The 16,308-nt window shown below is 69.3% G+C and carries 14 protein-coding genes; 7 read left to right on the plus strand and 7 right to left on the minus strand.

Annotated elements, in window-relative coordinates; genetic code table 11:
• The first annotated feature begins 19 nt into the window (after positions 1-19).
• On the plus strand, positions 20-1,021 hold the full coding sequence (locus BKA25_RS12460; protein WP_069849653.1) for a proline racemase family protein: 1,002 nt from the start codon (positions 20-22) through the stop codon (positions 1,019-1,021).
• 179 nt (positions 1,022-1,200) lie between these two features.
• Here BKA25_RS12460 and BKA25_RS28380 read toward each other — a convergent pair whose 3' ends face one another.
• The gene (locus BKA25_RS28380; protein ID WP_069849651.1) at positions 1,201-1,773 is read right to left on the minus strand and encodes a TetR/AcrR family transcriptional regulator; all 573 of its coding nucleotides are present in this window, start codon (positions 1,771-1,773) and stop codon (positions 1,201-1,203) included.
• A 95-nt stretch (positions 1,774-1,868) separates the two neighbouring features.
• On the opposite strand from BKA25_RS28380, the gene BKA25_RS12470 reads away from it, so the two are divergent.
• A complete protein-coding gene (locus BKA25_RS12470) occupies positions 1,869-2,711 on the plus strand; it encodes an SDR family NAD(P)-dependent oxidoreductase (protein ID WP_069853719.1) in 843 nt (280 codons plus the stop codon).
• A gap of 191 nt (positions 2,712-2,902) precedes the next feature.
• Here the strand turns inward: BKA25_RS12470 and BKA25_RS12475 are convergent, their stop codons facing one another.
• From BKA25_RS12475 to BKA25_RS27790, 5 genes are all read right to left on the minus strand, one after another.
• Complete coding sequence (locus BKA25_RS12475; RefSeq protein ID WP_069849649.1) at positions 2,903-3,580, minus strand: DNA alkylation repair protein; 678 nt, start codon at positions 3,578-3,580, stop codon at positions 2,903-2,905.
• Positions 3,581-3,757: 177 nt separating this feature from the next.
• Positions 3,758-4,630, minus strand: coding sequence for a DUF4184 family protein (locus BKA25_RS12480; RefSeq protein ID WP_069853718.1), 873 nt, complete (start codon positions 4,628-4,630; stop codon positions 3,758-3,760).
• A gap of 335 nt (positions 4,631-4,965) precedes the next feature.
• On the minus strand, positions 4,966-5,811 hold the full coding sequence (locus BKA25_RS12485) for an SDR family oxidoreductase (RefSeq protein ID WP_069849647.1): 846 nt from the start codon (positions 5,809-5,811) through the stop codon (positions 4,966-4,968).
• 140 nt (positions 5,812-5,951) lie between these two features.
• Positions 5,952-7,136 carry an alcohol dehydrogenase catalytic domain-containing protein gene (locus tag BKA25_RS12490; protein ID WP_069849645.1) on the minus strand — a complete coding sequence of 395 codons (1,185 nt, stop codon included), beginning with the start codon at positions 7,134-7,136 and terminating at the stop codon, positions 5,952-5,954.
• A gap of 344 nt (positions 7,137-7,480) precedes the next feature.
• On the minus strand, positions 7,481-8,518 hold the full coding sequence (locus BKA25_RS27790) for a glycoside hydrolase family protein (RefSeq protein WP_236750271.1): 1,038 nt from the start codon (positions 8,516-8,518) through the stop codon (positions 7,481-7,483).
• Positions 8,519-8,793: 275 nt separating this feature from the next.
• Between BKA25_RS27790 and BKA25_RS12500 the strand changes: the two genes are divergently transcribed.
• The 5 genes from BKA25_RS12500 to BKA25_RS12520 all read left to right on the plus strand — a co-directional run bounded on the left by BKA25_RS12500 (position 8,794) and on the right by BKA25_RS12520 (position 15,828).
• Positions 8,794-9,942: a LacI family DNA-binding transcriptional regulator gene (locus BKA25_RS12500; protein WP_069849644.1), complete on the plus strand. Its 1,149-nt coding sequence runs from the start codon at positions 8,794-8,796 to the stop codon at positions 9,940-9,942.
• Complete coding sequence (locus tag BKA25_RS12505) at positions 9,935-11,560, plus strand: FAD-dependent oxidoreductase (RefSeq protein WP_069849642.1); 1,626 nt, start codon at positions 9,935-9,937, stop codon at positions 11,558-11,560. The genes BKA25_RS12500 and BKA25_RS12505 overlap by 8 nt, the downstream gene beginning before the upstream one ends.
• Before the next feature lie 65 nt (positions 11,561-11,625).
• Positions 11,626-13,845, plus strand: a complete 2,220-nt coding sequence (locus tag BKA25_RS12510) for a hydantoinase/oxoprolinase family protein (protein ID WP_084643030.1) — start codon at positions 11,626-11,628, stop codon at positions 13,843-13,845.
• Complete coding sequence (locus BKA25_RS12515) at positions 13,842-14,525, plus strand: hypothetical protein (RefSeq protein WP_069849640.1); 684 nt, start codon at positions 13,842-13,844, stop codon at positions 14,523-14,525. The genes BKA25_RS12510 and BKA25_RS12515 overlap by 4 nt, the downstream gene beginning before the upstream one ends.
• Before the next feature lies 1 nt (position 14,526).
• Positions 14,527-15,828, plus strand: a complete 1,302-nt coding sequence (locus tag BKA25_RS12520) for a transporter (RefSeq protein WP_069849635.1) — start codon at positions 14,527-14,529, stop codon at positions 15,826-15,828.
• A gap of 47 nt (positions 15,829-15,875) precedes the next feature.
• On the opposite strand, the gene BKA25_RS12525 is transcribed toward BKA25_RS12520, so the two are convergent.
• Positions 15,876-16,256 carry a YchJ family protein gene (locus BKA25_RS12525; RefSeq protein ID WP_084643676.1) on the minus strand — a complete coding sequence of 127 codons (381 nt, stop codon included), beginning with the start codon at positions 16,254-16,256 and terminating at the stop codon, positions 15,876-15,878.
• Between the last annotated feature and the right edge of the window lie 52 nt (positions 16,257-16,308).

The raw sequence follows: 16,308 nt of genomic DNA on the forward strand, positions 1-16,308 counted from the left end.
AGGGAGGAGGACGACAACCGTGCGATCCGTTCGGACCGTCAGCGCGGTCGACTCACACACCGAGGGGATGCCGACGCGCGTCATCACCGGCGGCGTCGGCGTCATCCCCGGCGCCACCATGAACGAGCGCCGACTGCATGCCATCGAGCACCTCGACGAGCTGCGCACGTTCCTGGTGACCGAACCCCGGGGCCACGCCGCGATGAGCGGGGCGATCCTGCAGCCCAGCACCCGAGCCGACTGTGACTGGGGCGTGCTGTTCATCGAGGTCTCCGGCTTCCTGCCCATGTGCGGGCACGGGACGATCGGCGTCGCCTCGGTGCTGGTGGAGACCGGCATGGTCGAGATCAACGAGCCGGAGACCGTCATCCGCCTGGACACCCCGGCGGGGGTCGTCGTCGCCCGGGTGGCCGTCACCGACGGCCACGCCGAGTCGGTGACCATCGAGAACGTGCCGAGCTTCGTGGACCGCCTCGACCAGGTCGTCGCGGTTCCCGGGCTCGGCGAGGTGCCCTACAGCCTGGCCTTCGGTGGCAACTACTACGCCATGGTGGGACTCGACGACGTCGGTCTGCCCTTCGACCGGTCCCGCGCCGACGACATCCTGCGGGCCGGACTGGACATCATGGCCGCCATCAACGCGACGGCCCCACCGCGACACCCGAACATCGACGGCGTGGACCACTGCCATCACGTCGAGTTCATCGCACCCGGCTCCGATGCCACGCTGTCCAAACATGCGATGGCCATCCACCCCGGCTGGTTCGACCGCTCACCCTGCGGCACCGGCACCAGCGCCCGGATGGCCGAGCTGTGGCAACGCGGCGAGTTGGCGTTGAACACGGACTTCGTCAACGAGTCGTTCATCGGAAGCCGTTTCGTGGGCAGGCTCGTTCGGGAGACCGAGGTGGCAGGCATTCCCGCCGTGGTCCCCACCATCACCGGCCGGGCCTGGGTCACCGGGATGGGCCAGTATCTGCTCGACCCGACGGACCCGTTCCCGGCTGGGTTCTCCTTCTGATTCCGCCCGCCGGATTCGCTTCGGCGCCGCCACCGACCTGCCTCTGGGACGGTGGCGGCGACCGTCGAGGAAGGCCCGGGCAGCAGGCGCGGGCGACGGCCTCGGTGTCGGCCGTGCCTGCCGACATCACGGGTACGGAATGACGTGTGCGGTGGTGCTCTCGATCGCGGTACCTGCGGTCACGGATCGACCAGTGCCGAGACGATGTCTCGGATGGTCTTGCGTCGCGCGGCGTGGTCGCCATGGGGTTCGACGGCGTCAAGGCTCTCGCCGGGTTGCGTGAACCACATGCGGGAAATGCTCTGCACCGCCAACACCAGCTCGGCGGGATCCAACCGCGAGCTGATGGTTCCGTCGACCTGCGCGGCGGCGACCGCGTCGATCTTCTGACGCATCGCTGCCGTCACCGTGCTGTCGGTGTCGCCTCCCGAGGCGCGCTCGAGTTGGTACCAGGAGACGAACCGCTCCACTTCCGGGTTCGCGGCGCTCAGGTCGTACAACCGGACGGCGTAACCGGGCAGATCCTGTGGGTCGATCGGGGCCTGGTCGACGGTGCGGGCGGTGATGTCGTCGAGCACCGCGTCGAACAGGTCTTCCTTGCTGCCGAAGTAGGTGTAGACGAGCCCGGCGCTGCATCGCGCACGGTGGGCGATGCGGTCGATGCGAGCGCCGGAGAGACCGCGCTCGGCGAACTCGGCCAGGGCGGCGTCGAGTAGTCGACGCTTCTTGCTCTCGGGGTCCCGGACTCGCACGCACCCAGCTTATTGACTGAGCATTCATTTGACAAGGCGGGGGACGGCGGCCTAGCTTCGCTATTGATTAAACGTTCATTTAATGAGGGGTGTTCATGCCGAAGGTCTGGTTCGTCACTGGAAGCTCACGCGGGCTCGGTCGCTCGATCGTCGAGAACGCACTCGCCGCGGGTGACCGGGTCGCGGCTACCGCGCGTCGACCTGTCCAACTCACCGAAGTCGTCGAGCGGTACGGGGATGCGATCCTGCCTCTGGAACTGGACGTGGCGAACGCCGAGGCCGCTGCCACCGCCGTCGAAGCAGCCTCCCAACATTTCGGCCGGATCGATGTCGTCGTCAACAATGCTGGTTATGGCGACGCGGCCTCGGTCGAAGACGTCGAGCTGGGCAGTTTCCGGGCTCAGCTGGACACGAACTTCTACGGGGTTGTTTACGTGAGTAAGGCGGTGCTGCCGATCCTGCGGAAGCAGGGATCGGGGCACATCGTCCAGATCTCCTCGCTCGGCGGCAGGCTGGCAACGCCGGGCCTGGCGGCGTATCAAAGCGCGAAATGGGCGGTGGGTGGGTTCTCCTCGGTGCTCGCCCAGGAGGTCGCTCCGTTGGGCGTGAAGGTGACCGTGCTGGAACCGGGCGGTATGCGTACCGACTGGGCAGGTTCGTCCATGACCATCCCGCCGATCAGCGAGCCATACCAACAGACCGTCGGTGCCTTCGCGGAGATGGTCCGTACGGCCGGTGGTACGGAGCCCACCGACCCGGTCAAGGTCGCGCAGCTGATCAGAAAGGTCGTCGAACTCCCGGAGCCGCCGCTGCGGCTACTCGTGGGTGCCGATGCCGTGCAGTACGCCGGCCAGGCAGCGCGGTGGCTCGCCGAGTCGGACGAGCAATGGCGACACCTCAGTGAATCCGTTTCCGAATCCGTATCCGCCGAGGCCTAGGCCCGATCGGTACGCCCGTTCGCCGGCGGAATAGGCGGGCGTGACCGAGCACGATCATCCCCGGCCGCCGTGGGCGTGCGCCTCGCGGCGGCCGGCCGGAGATGCGAGCGGTGTGGGTGTAAGCACTCGCAATGCGGTGGGGGAGAGATCGACCTCGGAGCCACAACTGCACCGATGCTCGAAGACGGCGGCTAGCCGTCCACCTGGTTCCGTCGACGCACCATCTCGGCGATCCAGGTCGGCGCGAACGGCGAGGTGCAGTTGGGCGGCGTCGGATAGTCCTTGAGCACTTCCAGCCGCTCGCCGATGGCGACGGCCCGCTGCCGATGTTCGGCGTGCTCGATGCCGATCTGCGCCAGGCAGTGGTTCATCGCCCATTGCAGGCGGGCGGGGGCGTCGCGCATCGATGCCTCGATGACATCGAGCAGCGCGACGAGGTCGAGGCCTTCGGGCTTCTTCGCCACGCGGTCGGTGGTCAGGGCCCAGCCTGCGCTCGCCACCACGGGATCCGCGTCCGCGAACCAGGCCAGCCGCAGCTCCTCGGCGTGCGGGCTCTTCTTCACCACGTAGTTCACCAGCCAGTCCTGCACCTTGGGGGTGCGGGCCGCGCGCAACATGCCGTCCAGCTCGGCTCGCTCGAACGCTTTGGGGCGACAGATCAGGATCGCCAACAGCCGTGCCGAGGAACCGCCGGTCTTCCAGAGGCTTAGTGCGAGCTCCTGCTGGGTCTTGAGTTGCTTGGCCAGGGCGCGCAGCTTGCCGAGGTTCACCCCGTGGTCGTCGCCGTGCCTCTCGTTGATCGCCCGTGCCTTCGGGTCCTCCATGGCGGCGAGTTCCGCCAGCACCGCAGCCACCGTCGTCTCGGTCATGTCGGCCTCCCACCATCCCCGTTCGTGCGGTCCCTGACGAACCGATTGATCGAAAACCGCTGATCAAGCGGGGTATTCGACTGTTCGGACGCGGGGAGACTACCGACTGCGTGCCTCGGTGGTGTCGCGGGTACCGGGCAACGAAGGACGACAGACGCCTGCCGGGTGCGGTGCCGACTACTGCGTCAACGGTGCGTCGGCGTCCTCGGGGCGCATCGTCGATCGACGCGTGCGGGCGACGACGTGCCAGACCACGGCATACACCAGGACGGCGGCCACGAACGCCGCGCCCGCCCGCTTGGCCGCTCCCGTCACCATGCCCTCCGCGAGAGTCCCGAACGAGGCCTCGGCCGTCGTGGTCGGGTAGGTGGTCTCGCTCGTGCCGTCGTCGAAGTCGATGGTGATCGGGTTGTCGAGGTCCACCACCTCGACCTGGCGGAAGCCCTGATAGTCGCCCTGGAGTCCGACTGCGGCGGCCGCCAGCGGAACCGCCACCAGCAGCGCCACCACGCCCCACCGCACTGCCGGGCGCAGCCGCTCCTCGCGGCGGACCGGATCACGGACGCGGTCGCGACGGCGCCACAGATACCAGCCGGTGGCCACCGCGCCGACGATGGTGCTCGCGGCCTGCAAGAGCAGCGAGACGGTCAGCAGATCCCACAGCAGGTGCGTGGCGATCCCGATTCCTGCGGAGAGCAACAACCACATCGCGAACCGGACCCTGTCCCGCCAGCCCGGCAACGGCTCGCGGGGCGGGAGTCGGATCGCAGCTGGGAGTATTCCGTTGATCGGGGCGCGCAGCAGCCAGTAGACGACGACCAGGGCGACGGCGAGCGGCAGGTTGAGCACCAGTCCCCATAACGAGTGGGTCTGGGTGGCGTTGGGCAACAGCACTCCGTACCAGTCCTGGGCGCTGGTCGAGGTCAGACCGAGGTTGCTCAGGTAGTACGGCAGGTCGGGCGCCAAGGCTCCGGCAACCAGCGCCGCCGCGACGAACGGCGGCCGGAGCAACGGCAGCACCGCAGCGGGATGGGTCAGGGTGAACGGCAACTCGAACGCTCCAACGACATCGGAACCGGCGGATCGCACCCTAGCCGCAGACGATTCTCGGCTGATCGCAGCGGCGTCCACGCCCGCCGGTCCGCACCGAGGTCGATCGGTCTACCGGCTGTAGATCCGCAGGGTTCTTCGGCAGTTCGTCGAGGGCGTCGACCGCCGTGCGTGCCGACCGGCCCGCGTCGATCGGTGCGCGCTTGTCGACCGATGCCGCCGCCGTGGCTCGTCACCGGCCGGTGGCGGGCGACGACGGGCCCGCCCCCATCGTTCGGGGACGGGCCCGAATGCACTATCAGGCGAGGCCGGCGCTCCGAACGGCGCAACGCGGCTCAGCTGGACACCGATGTCCCGGGTGTCATGTCATGAGCGGCCTGCACCGTTTCGGGCCGGACTCCGTTGTTGAGCTGCTTGTCCCATCCGGCATCGACCTGCTGCCGTATCGATGCCTCGTTCTCCGCAGGCAGTACATGTCGGTACCGGCTGTCCTCACCCAGGAGCACCCGCACCGTTGTCTCGAACACCGGCTCCGAGTCGTACTGCGCGTGCGGGAACGATAGGTGCGAGTGGTCGATCAGCCGTTCCGACGGCTCGTCGCGCCAGGTCTTCCATGCCTCGAACATCGTGTCGTTGAACCCGGTGAGGAACGGCCCGGGGTTGATCGTCGCCACGGTCACGCCGAATTCCGCGAGTTCCTGGTCCAACGCGTCGGCGAAAGCTTCAACCGCGTGTTTGGACCCCGCATACGCGCCGGTGAACGGGTCCACCGTCAGCCCTGCGACCGAGGACATGAAGACGATGCGGCCCCGCCCTCGTCGAGCCATCGTCTTGGCGATGCCCTGGGTGAGCAGGATCGGACCGAACACGTTGACCTCGAATTGTCTGCGCAGTCGATCGGCCGGAATATCGACGGTCGACCCGCCTTCGGCGATCCCCGCGTTGTTCAACAGCACCGCTACGTCCCAGGTCCACGCGCGTTCCCGATCGCCGGGGTCGGTCACATCGAGTTTCTCCACCCGCAATGACACACCGCGCTCCCGCGCCGCCTCGCGCACTGCGGAGACCTGGGCAACGATCTCCACACCGGCGATCACGTCGTGGTTGTCCGCTGCCAGCCGCAACGCGACTTCCTTACCGAAGCCGCTGCCTGCTCCGGTGATGAGAATGGGTCCGCCCATCGTGCTGTCTCCTATCCCCTCGTGCTGTTCCGGTGCGGTGTCGCACTGAAGCGATCGACCCGAGCCGATTTCCGTGCGCCTTCCGGCGCGGCGGCGGCCTTTCCACCGAAGACGATTCGACGCCCCGCGACACCTCCCACTCAGGGCCGGAACAGCACCTTCACGGCCCCGTCCTCCTTCTTCTGGAACTTCGCGTAGGCAGCGGGCGCGGTATCGAGCGGCACATGATGGGTGGCGAAGGAATCCACGCCGAGCGGGTCGTCGTCGCCGAGCAGGGGCAGCAGGTCGTCCACCCAGCGGTGCACGTTGGCCTGGCCCATGCGCAGCTGGATCTGCTTGTCGAACAGGGTCAGCATCGGCAGCGGATCGGCCATTCCGCCGTAGACGCCGGACAGCGAGATCGTGCCGCCTCGGCGGACGATGTCGATGGCCTGGTACAGCGCATGCAGCCGGTCCAGGCCGCCGGTCTGCATCAGCTTCTGCCCCACCGAGCTGGGCAGGAGACCGACGAGCTGATGGGCGATCTTGGCCACGGGCGAACCGTGCGCCTCCATGCCCACGGCGTCGATCACCGAGTCCGGGCCCCGGCCCTCGGTCCGATCTCGGATGGCGTCCCCGAGGTCGTCGTCGTGGTCGTGGAGATCGATGGTGTCCACGCCTCGACTGCGCGCTCGGGCCAGGCGTTCGGGAACGCGGTCCACACCGATCACCTGCCGGGCGCCGCGATGCAGGGCGATCCGGGCGGCCATGTCGCCGATCGGACCCAGTCCGAGTACCACGACGCTGCCGCCCTGCGGGATCGCCGCGTACTCCACGCCCTGCCACGCGGTCGGCAGCACATCGGACAGGAAGACGAACCGGTCGTCCGGCGGGCCCTGCGGGACCGAGATGGGCAACGTGTTGCCGAACGGGACCCGCAGGTACTCGGCCTGGCCGCCGGGAATCTGGCCGTACAACTTCGTGTAGCCGAACAGGGAGCCGCCCATCCCCATGTCGCGAACCTGGGTGGTCTCGCATTGGGAGTGCAGGCCGCCCTCGCACATGAAGCAGGTGCCACAGGAGACGTTGAAGGGCACCACCACCCGGTCCCCGGGCCGCACCGAGGTCACCGCCGAGCCGACCTCCTCGACGATGCCCATCGGCTCGTGACCGAGGATGTCACCGGGTTCCAGGAACGGCCCGAGCACCTCGTACAGGTGAAGATCCGAACCACACAGCCCGGTGGAGGTGATGCGGACGATGATGTCGTCGGCGTCGCGCAGCTCCGGATCCGGCACCGTCTCGATGCGGACGTCGCGTCTGCCGTGCCAGGTCAGTGCCTTCATGTCGGATCCCCGCTCCCACGTCCAGGTTGTCGGCGCGTGGTGGTCCCCGGCGACGAGTCACACGCCGCTGTCGAAGACCAACCCGTGAGCAGAGCAGTGTGCCGAGCACGGAAGTCCGGCCGTGCCTCTCGCCGCCCACCGTCGGTCTGCTCTGTCGTCGCCATGTCCCCTGGCCATACCCGGTGCGCAGCTGATCAAACTTCGACCGGGATTCGCGGGTGGGGCGCGCTGGGGTCCGGGGAAGCACCTCTCGGCGCCGAGCGGTTCGTCTGCGAGGTGTGTGCGACGGTGGCCGGACATCCTGGTGCGGTGGTGCCCGGCCGTCGTGCTCCGCCACCACCGCATCAATCCCGTTCACGGGCGATCGCGATGTTGCCGTTCAGCCGATGTCCGGCCTCGTAGACCATGTACGAGACACCTCGGTCGGTGCCGAAGGACGGCGCGGCGCTGCGGCCGTTGTCGGGGAAACCGGCCAGCGGGCGGTGGAAGACCCCGAGGTGATCGCGCCGCGAGAAGTCCTGCCCGACCTCGGTGATCCGGATGAGGCCCTCGTCGGTGTGGTAGACGACGAAGGTCCGTCCGGCCCGCTCGAGCACGTGCGGGCTGGAGAGGTCCCGCACCCCGAGGTCCTGCGGCCGGATCAGGGGCTGTTGGGCGAACTGCCAGGACCTGCCGTCCGCCGACCAGCCCCAGCCGATGCCACGCCGATTCGAGGCGTCGTTGACCATGAAGACCATGACGTAACGGGATCCGCGGGACGGGATCGGATACTCGAACACCCGCGCGTAGGAGGTCTCGGTGGTGCCTGCGGGCAGCATCGAGCTGTTCAGGACGACGCGGTCGTAGGTGAAGTCGATGCCGTTGGTCGAACGTGCGAGCCGAGTCGTGTTGTTCTCGCCGTGGAAGTACAGCCACATCTCCCGGGCCTGGGAGTTCCACAGCACATGCGGGGAGGAGACGTGCGAGACCGAGTAGTGCGAGCCCCACGACCTCGAGACGATCGGATTTCCGGTGTACTCCGTGTACGGGCCCGCGATGGCATCGGCGTAGGCCAGGCAGATACCGCCGGGTTCGTCGTGCGGGGCGTAGTACAGGTAATAGCGGCCGAGCGGGTTCGACAGCCGGTCGTAGACGCCACGGATACATGGGAAGATGAACTCGTCGTTCGGGTTGTACCGCAGCGAGTCCTTGTCGAAAGCGATGCCCGAATAGGCGTAGTCCGGGAAGCCGCCCGGTGCCGCGTGTGCGGCGGGAGTGCCGAACGGGTTGAGTCCGGTGGCGGCCACGGCGCCGCCCATGGCCAGCGAGGCCCCCGCCCCGCGCAGTAGCTTCCGTCGGGAGAATCCGATCTGAGGCGAGTGGTTCGTGTCGTCGTTGTCCACGGGTTTCGCTCCCTCGTCCGGGCGCGGGCCACGAACGAGGGCCACAGCGCCATCGAGACGACGGTAGGCACGATATGCGGGCGGATACTCGCTGCTCATACGTATTAGTCGCCTGCGGCGGCAATCTTCGCGTTCCGTGGAACTGATCTGCATCAGAGTCTTGACCGGGTGTGACGTAGCACTCCATCGTGTGCCTTCGCGCTAATGCGTATCACCCCTCGTGACCGCCTCCAACAGGTTCGGGCGTGGTGGTCCCATGACGTGAAGGAGGGTCGATGACGACTCGCGTGCCCGGTTCCACCCCGCCACGTCCGAACACGGGTTCCGCACGGCCCCGACAGGCCGATGTCGCGGCCGCCGCCGGGGTCTCGCAGGCGACCGTCTCGTTGGTCCTGGGGGACAACCCCGAACGTCTCGCCCTGTCCGAGGCGACCAGGGAGCGGGTGGCGCTGGCGGCGCGTTCGTTGGGGTACGTGCCCAACCCGGTGGCCAGGCGACTGGCGGCGGCGAGCACGGATCTGCTCGGCGTGTTCACCTTCAGCCACGCGTTCCCCGTGGAGGTGCGCGACTCCTACTACCCCTTCCTCGTCGGCGTCGAGCGCGCCGCCGCCCGACTCGGCTACGACCTGTTGCTGTTCACCGGCACCTCACCGTCGAACGTGGGCGACGACGGCGCCGACAGCGCGGCGGTGCAGAAGGTGCGCCTCGCCGATGGCTGCCTCTTCCTGGGTCGACGGGTGCCCGAGGTGGAACTGGACCGGTTGCTGGCCTGCCGGTTCCCTATCGTCTACATCGGACGCCGCACCGAACTCGGTGGCAGGCTCTCCTATGTCGGCGCCGACTACGTCGCGGGCGCGGCTCAGGTCGTCGACCACCTCGTCGGGCTCGGTCATCGGCGCCTGCTGTACCTGCGCGGCACCGACGACGTCGTCGCCTCCACCGACCGGGAGGACGGCTTCCGCCGTGCCGTCGCGGCCTCGGGGGAGGGCGTGCAGGGCGAGGTGCTGCGCGCCTATGCCACCAGCGTGGATGCCCGGGCGCTGCGGGCGTGGCGCGAGCGCGGGATCAGCGTGGTCGTCACCGAGGAGAACGACACCAACGATCTGCTCGCCGCATTGTTGACCGCCGCGAGGGAAGACGGCGCCCGCATTCCGCAGGACCTGTCGATCGCCTTGCTCGGGGAGGACCGCAGCCTCCCCGAATCCGAGGTCACCGGGTTCCGCATCCCGCGCCAGCAGATGGGTGAGGAAGCGGCCGCGCTGCTCGTCGATCTCGTCACCGGCGCCCGCAGCGGGCCCGTGCAATGGCTCCTCGAACCGACCTTCCTACCGGGAACCACGACCGGGCCGCCTGCCGTATCGGGTCCGGCGGCCGTATCAGAGCGCACCCCGTCCACCGCAGCAGAAGGAGATCTCCATGGTTGAGCACGACACCGACCGGCACGTCGACGTCCTGGTCGTCGGCGGCGGTGTCGGCGGCGTCGCCGCCGCGCTGGCCGCCGCTCGGGGCGGTGCCCGGGTGCTGCTCACCGAGGAGACCGACTGGATCGGCGGCCAGCTGACCAGCCAGGGCGTGCCCCCGGACGAGAACCCGTGGATCGAACAGTTCGGTTGCACCGCCACCTATCGCCGGTTCCGGGACGGTGTCCGGGAGCACTACCGCACCTGGTATCCCCTGCGCGCCGAGGCGGCCCGATCGTCGAGGCTCAACCCGGGTGCGGGCCGGGTCGGCAAACTCTGCCACGAGCCCAGGGTCGCCCTCGCGGTCCTCGAGGCGATGATCGGACCGGTACGCGCTTCGGGGATGCTCGACGTCGCGCTCCAGACCCGACCGGTGGCCGCGCACGCCGACGCAGACCGGGTCGAGGCGGTCACGCTGCTCGACGAGCGCACCGGCAACCGCTACACGGTGAGTGCCGCCTACGTCCTGGACGCCACCGAGACCGGTGATGTGCTGGCCCTGGCCGACGTCGAGCACGTCGTCGGTGCCGAGTCTCGCGCCGAACACGACGAACCACACGCCCCTGAGCAGGCCGACCCGCTCAACCAGCAGGGCATCACCGTGTGCTTCGCGGTCTCCCACCACGCGGGGGAGGACCACGTCATCGAGCGCCCTGAGAACTACGACTTCTGGCGTGGCTACACACCGGAGCACTGGGGCGGTCCGTTGTTGTCGATGACCGCACCGGACCCCCGCACACTGGCGCGGGTCACCCGGACCTTCGCGCCCAATCCGACTGCGGACCCACTCGCCGAACTCGCCGACCAGTCCAAGGACCCCGGCGACAAGGACCTCTGGCGTTTCCGACGCATCCTGGCGCGCGGCATGCACACCAGCGGCGCGTTCGACTCCGACATCGTGCTGGTCAACTGGCCGATGAACGACTACTGGCTCAAGCCGCTGGCCGGTGTCGACGACACGGCCCGCGCGGCCGCTGTCAACGGGGCCCGCGAGCTGTCCCGGTCGCTGATGTACTGGTTGCAGACCGAACTGCCCAACCCCGACGGCACCCAGGGCCTGCCCGGGCTCCGCTTGCGGCCCGACGTCATGGGGACGCACGACGGGTTGGCCAAGGCGCCCTACGTCCGGGAGTCGCGGCGCATCCGTGCGCTCACCACGGTCACCGAGCACGATGTCGCACTCGACATCACCGGGCCGACCGGCAGCACCCGCTACCCGAACTCGGTGGGGATCGGCAGCTACCGGATCGACCTGCACCCCTCCACCGGCGGTGATCCGTATATCGACATCGCGAGCGTGCCCTTCGAGATCCCGCTCGGCGCGCTGCTCCCACAACGGGTCGACAACCTGCTGCCCGCCGGGAAGAACCTGGGCACCACCCACATCACCAACGGCTGCTACCGCCTGCACCCCGTGGAGTGGAACGTCGGCGAGGTGGCGGGTCACCTGGCCGCCTTCGCGTTGCGCACCGGGCGCACCCCCAAGGAGGTCGAATCCTCCGCCCCGGCCTTCGAAGCCTTCGCCGCCGTCCTCGATGCCGCCGGAGTCGAACGGCGTTGGCCCGAGGTGCGCGGCTACTGACCAGCGCCTCCTCCGCATCGCAGCCCAGACCGAACCGCCCCGAACCGCACGGACACTGGAGTCCCATGAGCGAGGCACCGGACGCCCCGATCTCTTCCGATTCACCGCCCGACCCGCCCCCGGAACCGCCCACGCCCGAACGTGGATCGATCCGGGTCGGTATCGACGTCGGTGGCACGTTCACCGACGCCGTCGCGGTCGACGCGGGCACCAGGGAACTCATCGGCCAGGTGAAGGTGCCGACCACGCATCACCACGACCACGGAGTCGCGGCCGGGATCATGCAGGCCCTGGAGCGGTTACTCGAGACGGTCGGTCGGACCCCGCAGGACGTCGCGTTCCTGGCGCACGGCACCACCCAGGCCACCAATGCACTGCTGGAGGGCGACGTCGCCACGGTCGGAGTCATCGGAATCGGCCGAGGGATCGGCGCCGCCTTCACCAAGCGGCTGCGCACCCTGGGCCGGATCGAGCTCGCACCGGGACGGAACCTCCCCGTCACCTACGCGCATGTCCGGGACGCCGCCGACACCGGTCAGGTCGGCACCGCCATCGACACCGTGCTGGCCGGGGGTGCGGAGGTCGTCGTGCCCGCCGAGCCGTTCAGCGTCGATGCCCCCGAAGCGGAGGACTCGGTGGCCGAGGCGGTTCGAGCGGGTGGCAGGTTGGCCACGACGACCCACGACATCACGCACCTGTACGGGCTGCGGCGCCGCGCCCGCACCGCTGTGGTCAACGCCAGCATCCTGCCTCGCATGTTGGCCACCGCCGACGTCGTGCAGTGGAGCATCGACAAGGCGGGCATCACCGCTCCGCTGATGGTGATGCGATGCGACGGCGGTGTGATGTCCCTCGACGAGATGCGACATCGTCCGCTGTTGACGGTGCTCTCCGGCCCTGCGGCCGGGGTGGCGGGCGCGTTGATGAGCGAGAAGGTCAGCGACGGGATCTTCCTGGAGACCGGCGGCACCTCCACCGACATCAGCGTGATTCGAGGCGGCCAGGTCGTCATCCAATACGCCGTGGTGGGCGGGAAACCGACCTACCTGTCGGCGCTGGACGTACGCACCGTGGGCGTCGGCGGCGGGTCGATGATCCGCGTGGGTCGCGGCCGGGTCACCTCGGTCGGTCCCCGAAGCGCCCACATCGCCGGACTTCGCTACGCGTGTTTCGCCGAGCCCGCCGAACTGGCGGACGCCCGCGTGATCAGCGTGACCCCGGTGCCCGGTGACCCGGCCGACTATCTCGCGCTGGAGACGGCGACCGGTCGTTTCGCCGTGACGATGACCTGCGCCGCGAACGCCTCGGGTCTGATCGGCGAGGACCAGTACGCCAGGGCCGACCAGGAATCCGCCCGCATCGCCATGGCCGCAGTGGCCGAGCACCTGGGAATCGGTCTCGCCGAGGCCTGCTCGCAGGTGCTGGACGCCGGGGTCGCACCGGTGCGCGCCGCAGTCGACACCCTGGTGCGCGACTACGGACTCGATCGTGAGCAGCTGACGCTCGTCGGCGGCGGAGGCGGTGCCGCAGCGGTAACCCCGCATCTCGGGACGGTGACGGGCATGAACCAGCGCATCGCCGCCCATGCCGAGGTGATCTCCCCGCTCGGCGTGGCGCTGGCACTGGTGCGCGAGCAGGTCGAGCGGATGGTCCCCAACGCGGGCCGCCAGGACGTGCTGGCCGTGCGCGCCGAGGCCGAGGCCGCGGTCATCGCGCAGGGCGCGGCACCTGCGGGTGTCGAGGTCGATGTCAGCGTCGACCCCCGACGCAACATCGTTCGCGCGGTCGCCACCGGTGCCACCGAGATGCGCACCGCCGTGGAACGCGACGCCGTCGGCCTGCAGCAGGGCCGCGCCGAGGCCGCCCGCAGTCTTCGGTTGGCCGAGTCCGAGCTCACCGTCCTCGCGCAGACCCCGCAGTTCACGGTCTTCGGCTCCGGCGCGCCACCCGCCGGCGTGTTCGACCGGGCGGGTCGGCGCCGGGGACGCAACCCGGTGCGGATCGTCGATGCCGACGGAGTCGTCCGGCTCGGCCTGCGCGATGCAGGCGTGGCGACGTGGACGGTGGGCGAGGCCATGACCCGGCTGCCCGCGCTCCTTCGACAGCACATGGGTTTCGGCGACGGCGGCGCGCAGTTGCCCGGGGTTCGGATGCTGCTGGGCCCGCGAGTGGTGGACCTGCACGGGGTGTCCGATCTCGAGCAACTCCTGGCACTGGCCGACACCGAACTCCGCACCAGGGCCGACGACGAACCGGTGGTCGCCGTCGTGGAGTCCCGATTGTGAACGCCCGCCCAGCCTCGGCCGTCCCCTCGGCGGCGGGCTTCCGCTACTCGCTGCGCGGGGGCGCCGTCGAGATCGCGAACCGGTTGGCTGCCCGCGAGGACGTCGATATCGCGGCCGACCTACTCGCGGGCAGCCACCTGCATGCCGCTCGCAGCACCGAGACGCTGCGACAGTGGGCGGCCGCCGCCGCCGACCTGGGTCACCGAATGGCCACCGACTCCGGACTCGACCACGACCCGTCGGTGCCGGTCACCGAGGAGCCCGGCGGTCTGGTCGGGGACCAGCTCGTGCTGGCGCGTTATCTCAGCCGCCCGCCCACCGTGGTGCTGCACCCGGCCGCCATCGCCGCCGCCGAGGCGGTCGTGACCGCCGCAGGCTGGGCGACGTTGTTCCCTGCGGGCACCGTGCGTCGGGCCGCCATCGCCCACGAGGTCGCGCACGGACTGCTGGACGGGCCCTACCGACGCAGGCTGCGTGCCTGCGCCGGACCCGTCCTGCTCCGCTGGGGACATCGATCGTGGCGCGGTGTCGTCGTGGGCGCCGACGAGATCGCCGCCCACGCCTACGCCCGAATCCGGCTCGGCCTGCGCCGTTCGCCGCTCCTGCTCGCCGCGGCCGTCACCGAACTGGTGCGTCCGCAGCCACCGACCGACCCCTCTCGAAGGACGAAGGAGTCCTGACATGGGCATTGCCATCCTGGTCGTCATGGCCGTGGGCGTCGCCCTCATGCTCACCCGCAGGCTGCCCACCGCGTTCGCCCTCGCCCTGATGGGCGTGGCGATCGCCCTGGTGGTCGGAGCGCCGATCACCGGAGACGAGGGCAGCGTCCTGGTCACCGTCCTGCAGGAGGGTCCGGTCCTCCTCGCCGCGACGATGATCGCCATCCTGCTCGGCTCCTGGTTGGGCGCGCTGCTGGGCGACACCGGAATCGCCAGCACACTCATTCGCAAGACCGTGGAGTTCGCCGGGGACAAGCCCTATGTCGTGGCCTTCGGAGTCTTCATCGTGGCCATCCTCTGCGGCGCGGTCACCGGCTCCGCCCCCGCCGCGATGCTCGCAGGCATCGTCGGCATTCCCACCATGATCGCCGTCGGCGTGCATGCCCGGGCAGCTGCGGGCACCGTCCTGATGGGACTGGGTGCCGGTATTCCCTTGGAGCTGACCGGCTGGCAGTACCTCTCCGATGCGTTGCGTATCCCGGTCGAGGTGGTCCGCGACTTCCAGATCCGGCTGTTCCCGATCGTGGTCGGCGTCGGCCTGGTCTATGTGTTCGTGCAGTCCCGGCGGCGCGGTCTCGTGCATTCCTGGGCGATGAAGGTCAGCGGCGCGCAGGAACCGCCCGGTGAGGATCTCCGCTCGCGGGGGCGTCGGGTGGGTGATGTCGCCTGGTATGCCCTGCCGACGCCGTTGGTCCCGCTGGTGCTGGCGCTGGGCCTCGAGGTCCCGATCATTCCCGCGCTGTTGGCCGGTGTCCTGTATGCATTGCTGACCACGACCCGGTTCTCGCAGATCCCGCGCCGCGCCCTGCGGACGTTGTACCGCTGTTTCGACGTCGCAGCGCCGCCGATCGTGCTCTTCCTGGCCATCGGAATCCTGCTCGCGGCCGTGCGGCTGCCGGGCGCGGTCGAGGCACTCGATCCGATCCTCGGCGCGGTCAGCCCCACCCTGCCGATCCTGTTCGTGGTGGTGTTCGCGGTGCTGGCGCCCCTCGCGCTCTATCGCGGGCCGGCCAACATCTACGGGCTCGGCGCGGGAATCGGCGGTGTCCTCGCCGTGGGCGGGGTGTATCCGATACCCGCCGTGCTCGGGCTGATGGCCTCGTACGGCCAGGTACTCGGCGTCTCCGACCCGACTTCCACCCAGGTCGTGTGGGCCGCCCAGTACGCGGGCGTCCGACCCGAGCGGGTCATGCTGGACACGCTGCCCTATACCTGGATCATCGCGGCAGGCGGGATCGGCCTCGCCGCGGTGCTGTACCTGTGACGGTGCCGGGTGGTGGCGAGCTCACGGGGTGCGGACGCAGTCCGAGTTCACTCGACGTCGCCATCGACGTAGAGCCAGACCTTGTCGACGCGGGTGAACCGGCTGTTCTCGGTGAGCGATCCTCGCTCGCCGTCCAGCCGGTAGCGCGCCCGGAAATGCACCGTGGCCTCGGTGTCGAACGGGGTTCCGCCCGTTCGGCCGAGGATGTCGAGTCGGATCCAGCTCTGCCGGGGGTCCAGGCTCAGCTCGCGGGGGCGGGTGGTGGGATGCCAGCTCGCGAGCAGGTATTCGGTGTCGCCCACCGCGAACGCCGAGTACCGCGAGCGCATGAGTTGCTCGGCGGTGGCCGCCCGGCGTCGGCCCTCGTGCAGTGGTGCGCAGCAATCGGCGAAGGCCTCGCCGAGCCCACACGGGCAGCGGTCACTCATGCTCATCCACCGAGTTTCTCAACCCGACGCGCCCGGCGCCGCCCCCACCCTG

It is taken from the genome of Actinoalloteichus hymeniacidonis (genome assembly GCF_014203365.1).
GTDB classification, from domain to species: domain Bacteria; phylum Actinomycetota; class Actinomycetes; order Mycobacteriales; family Pseudonocardiaceae; genus Actinoalloteichus_A; species Actinoalloteichus_A hymeniacidonis.

What these genes read in the sequence shown, in the direction of transcription:
- BKA25_RS12470 (WP_069853719.1), top strand. Translation starts at nt 1,869, where the DNA reads ATGCCGAAGGTCTGGTTCGTCACTGGAAGCTCACGCGGGCTCGGTCGC.
- BKA25_RS12475 (WP_069849649.1), bottom strand. Translation starts at nt 3,580, where the DNA reads ATGACCGAGACGACGGTGGCTGCGGTGCTGGCGGAACTCGCCGCCATG.
- BKA25_RS12485 (WP_069849647.1), bottom strand. Translation starts at nt 5,811, where the DNA reads ATGGGCGGACCCATTCTCATCACCGGAGCAGGCAGCGGCTTCGGTAAG.
- BKA25_RS12490 (WP_069849645.1), bottom strand. Translation starts at nt 7,136, where the DNA reads ATGAAGGCACTGACCTGGCACGGCAGACGCGACGTCCGCATCGAGACG.
- BKA25_RS12500 (WP_069849644.1), top strand. Translation starts at nt 8,794, where the DNA reads ATGACGACTCGCGTGCCCGGTTCCACCCCGCCACGTCCGAACACGGGT.
- BKA25_RS12505 (WP_069849642.1), top strand. Translation starts at nt 9,935, where the DNA reads ATGGTTGAGCACGACACCGACCGGCACGTCGACGTCCTGGTCGTCGGC.
- BKA25_RS12510 (WP_084643030.1), top strand. Translation starts at nt 11,626, where the DNA reads ATGAGCGAGGCACCGGACGCCCCGATCTCTTCCGATTCACCGCCCGAC.
- BKA25_RS12520 (WP_069849635.1), top strand. Translation starts at nt 14,527, where the DNA reads ATGGGCATTGCCATCCTGGTCGTCATGGCCGTGGGCGTCGCCCTCATG.
- BKA25_RS12525 (WP_084643676.1), bottom strand. Translation starts at nt 16,256, where the DNA reads ATGAGTGACCGCTGCCCGTGTGGGCTCGGCGAGGCCTTCGCCGATTGC.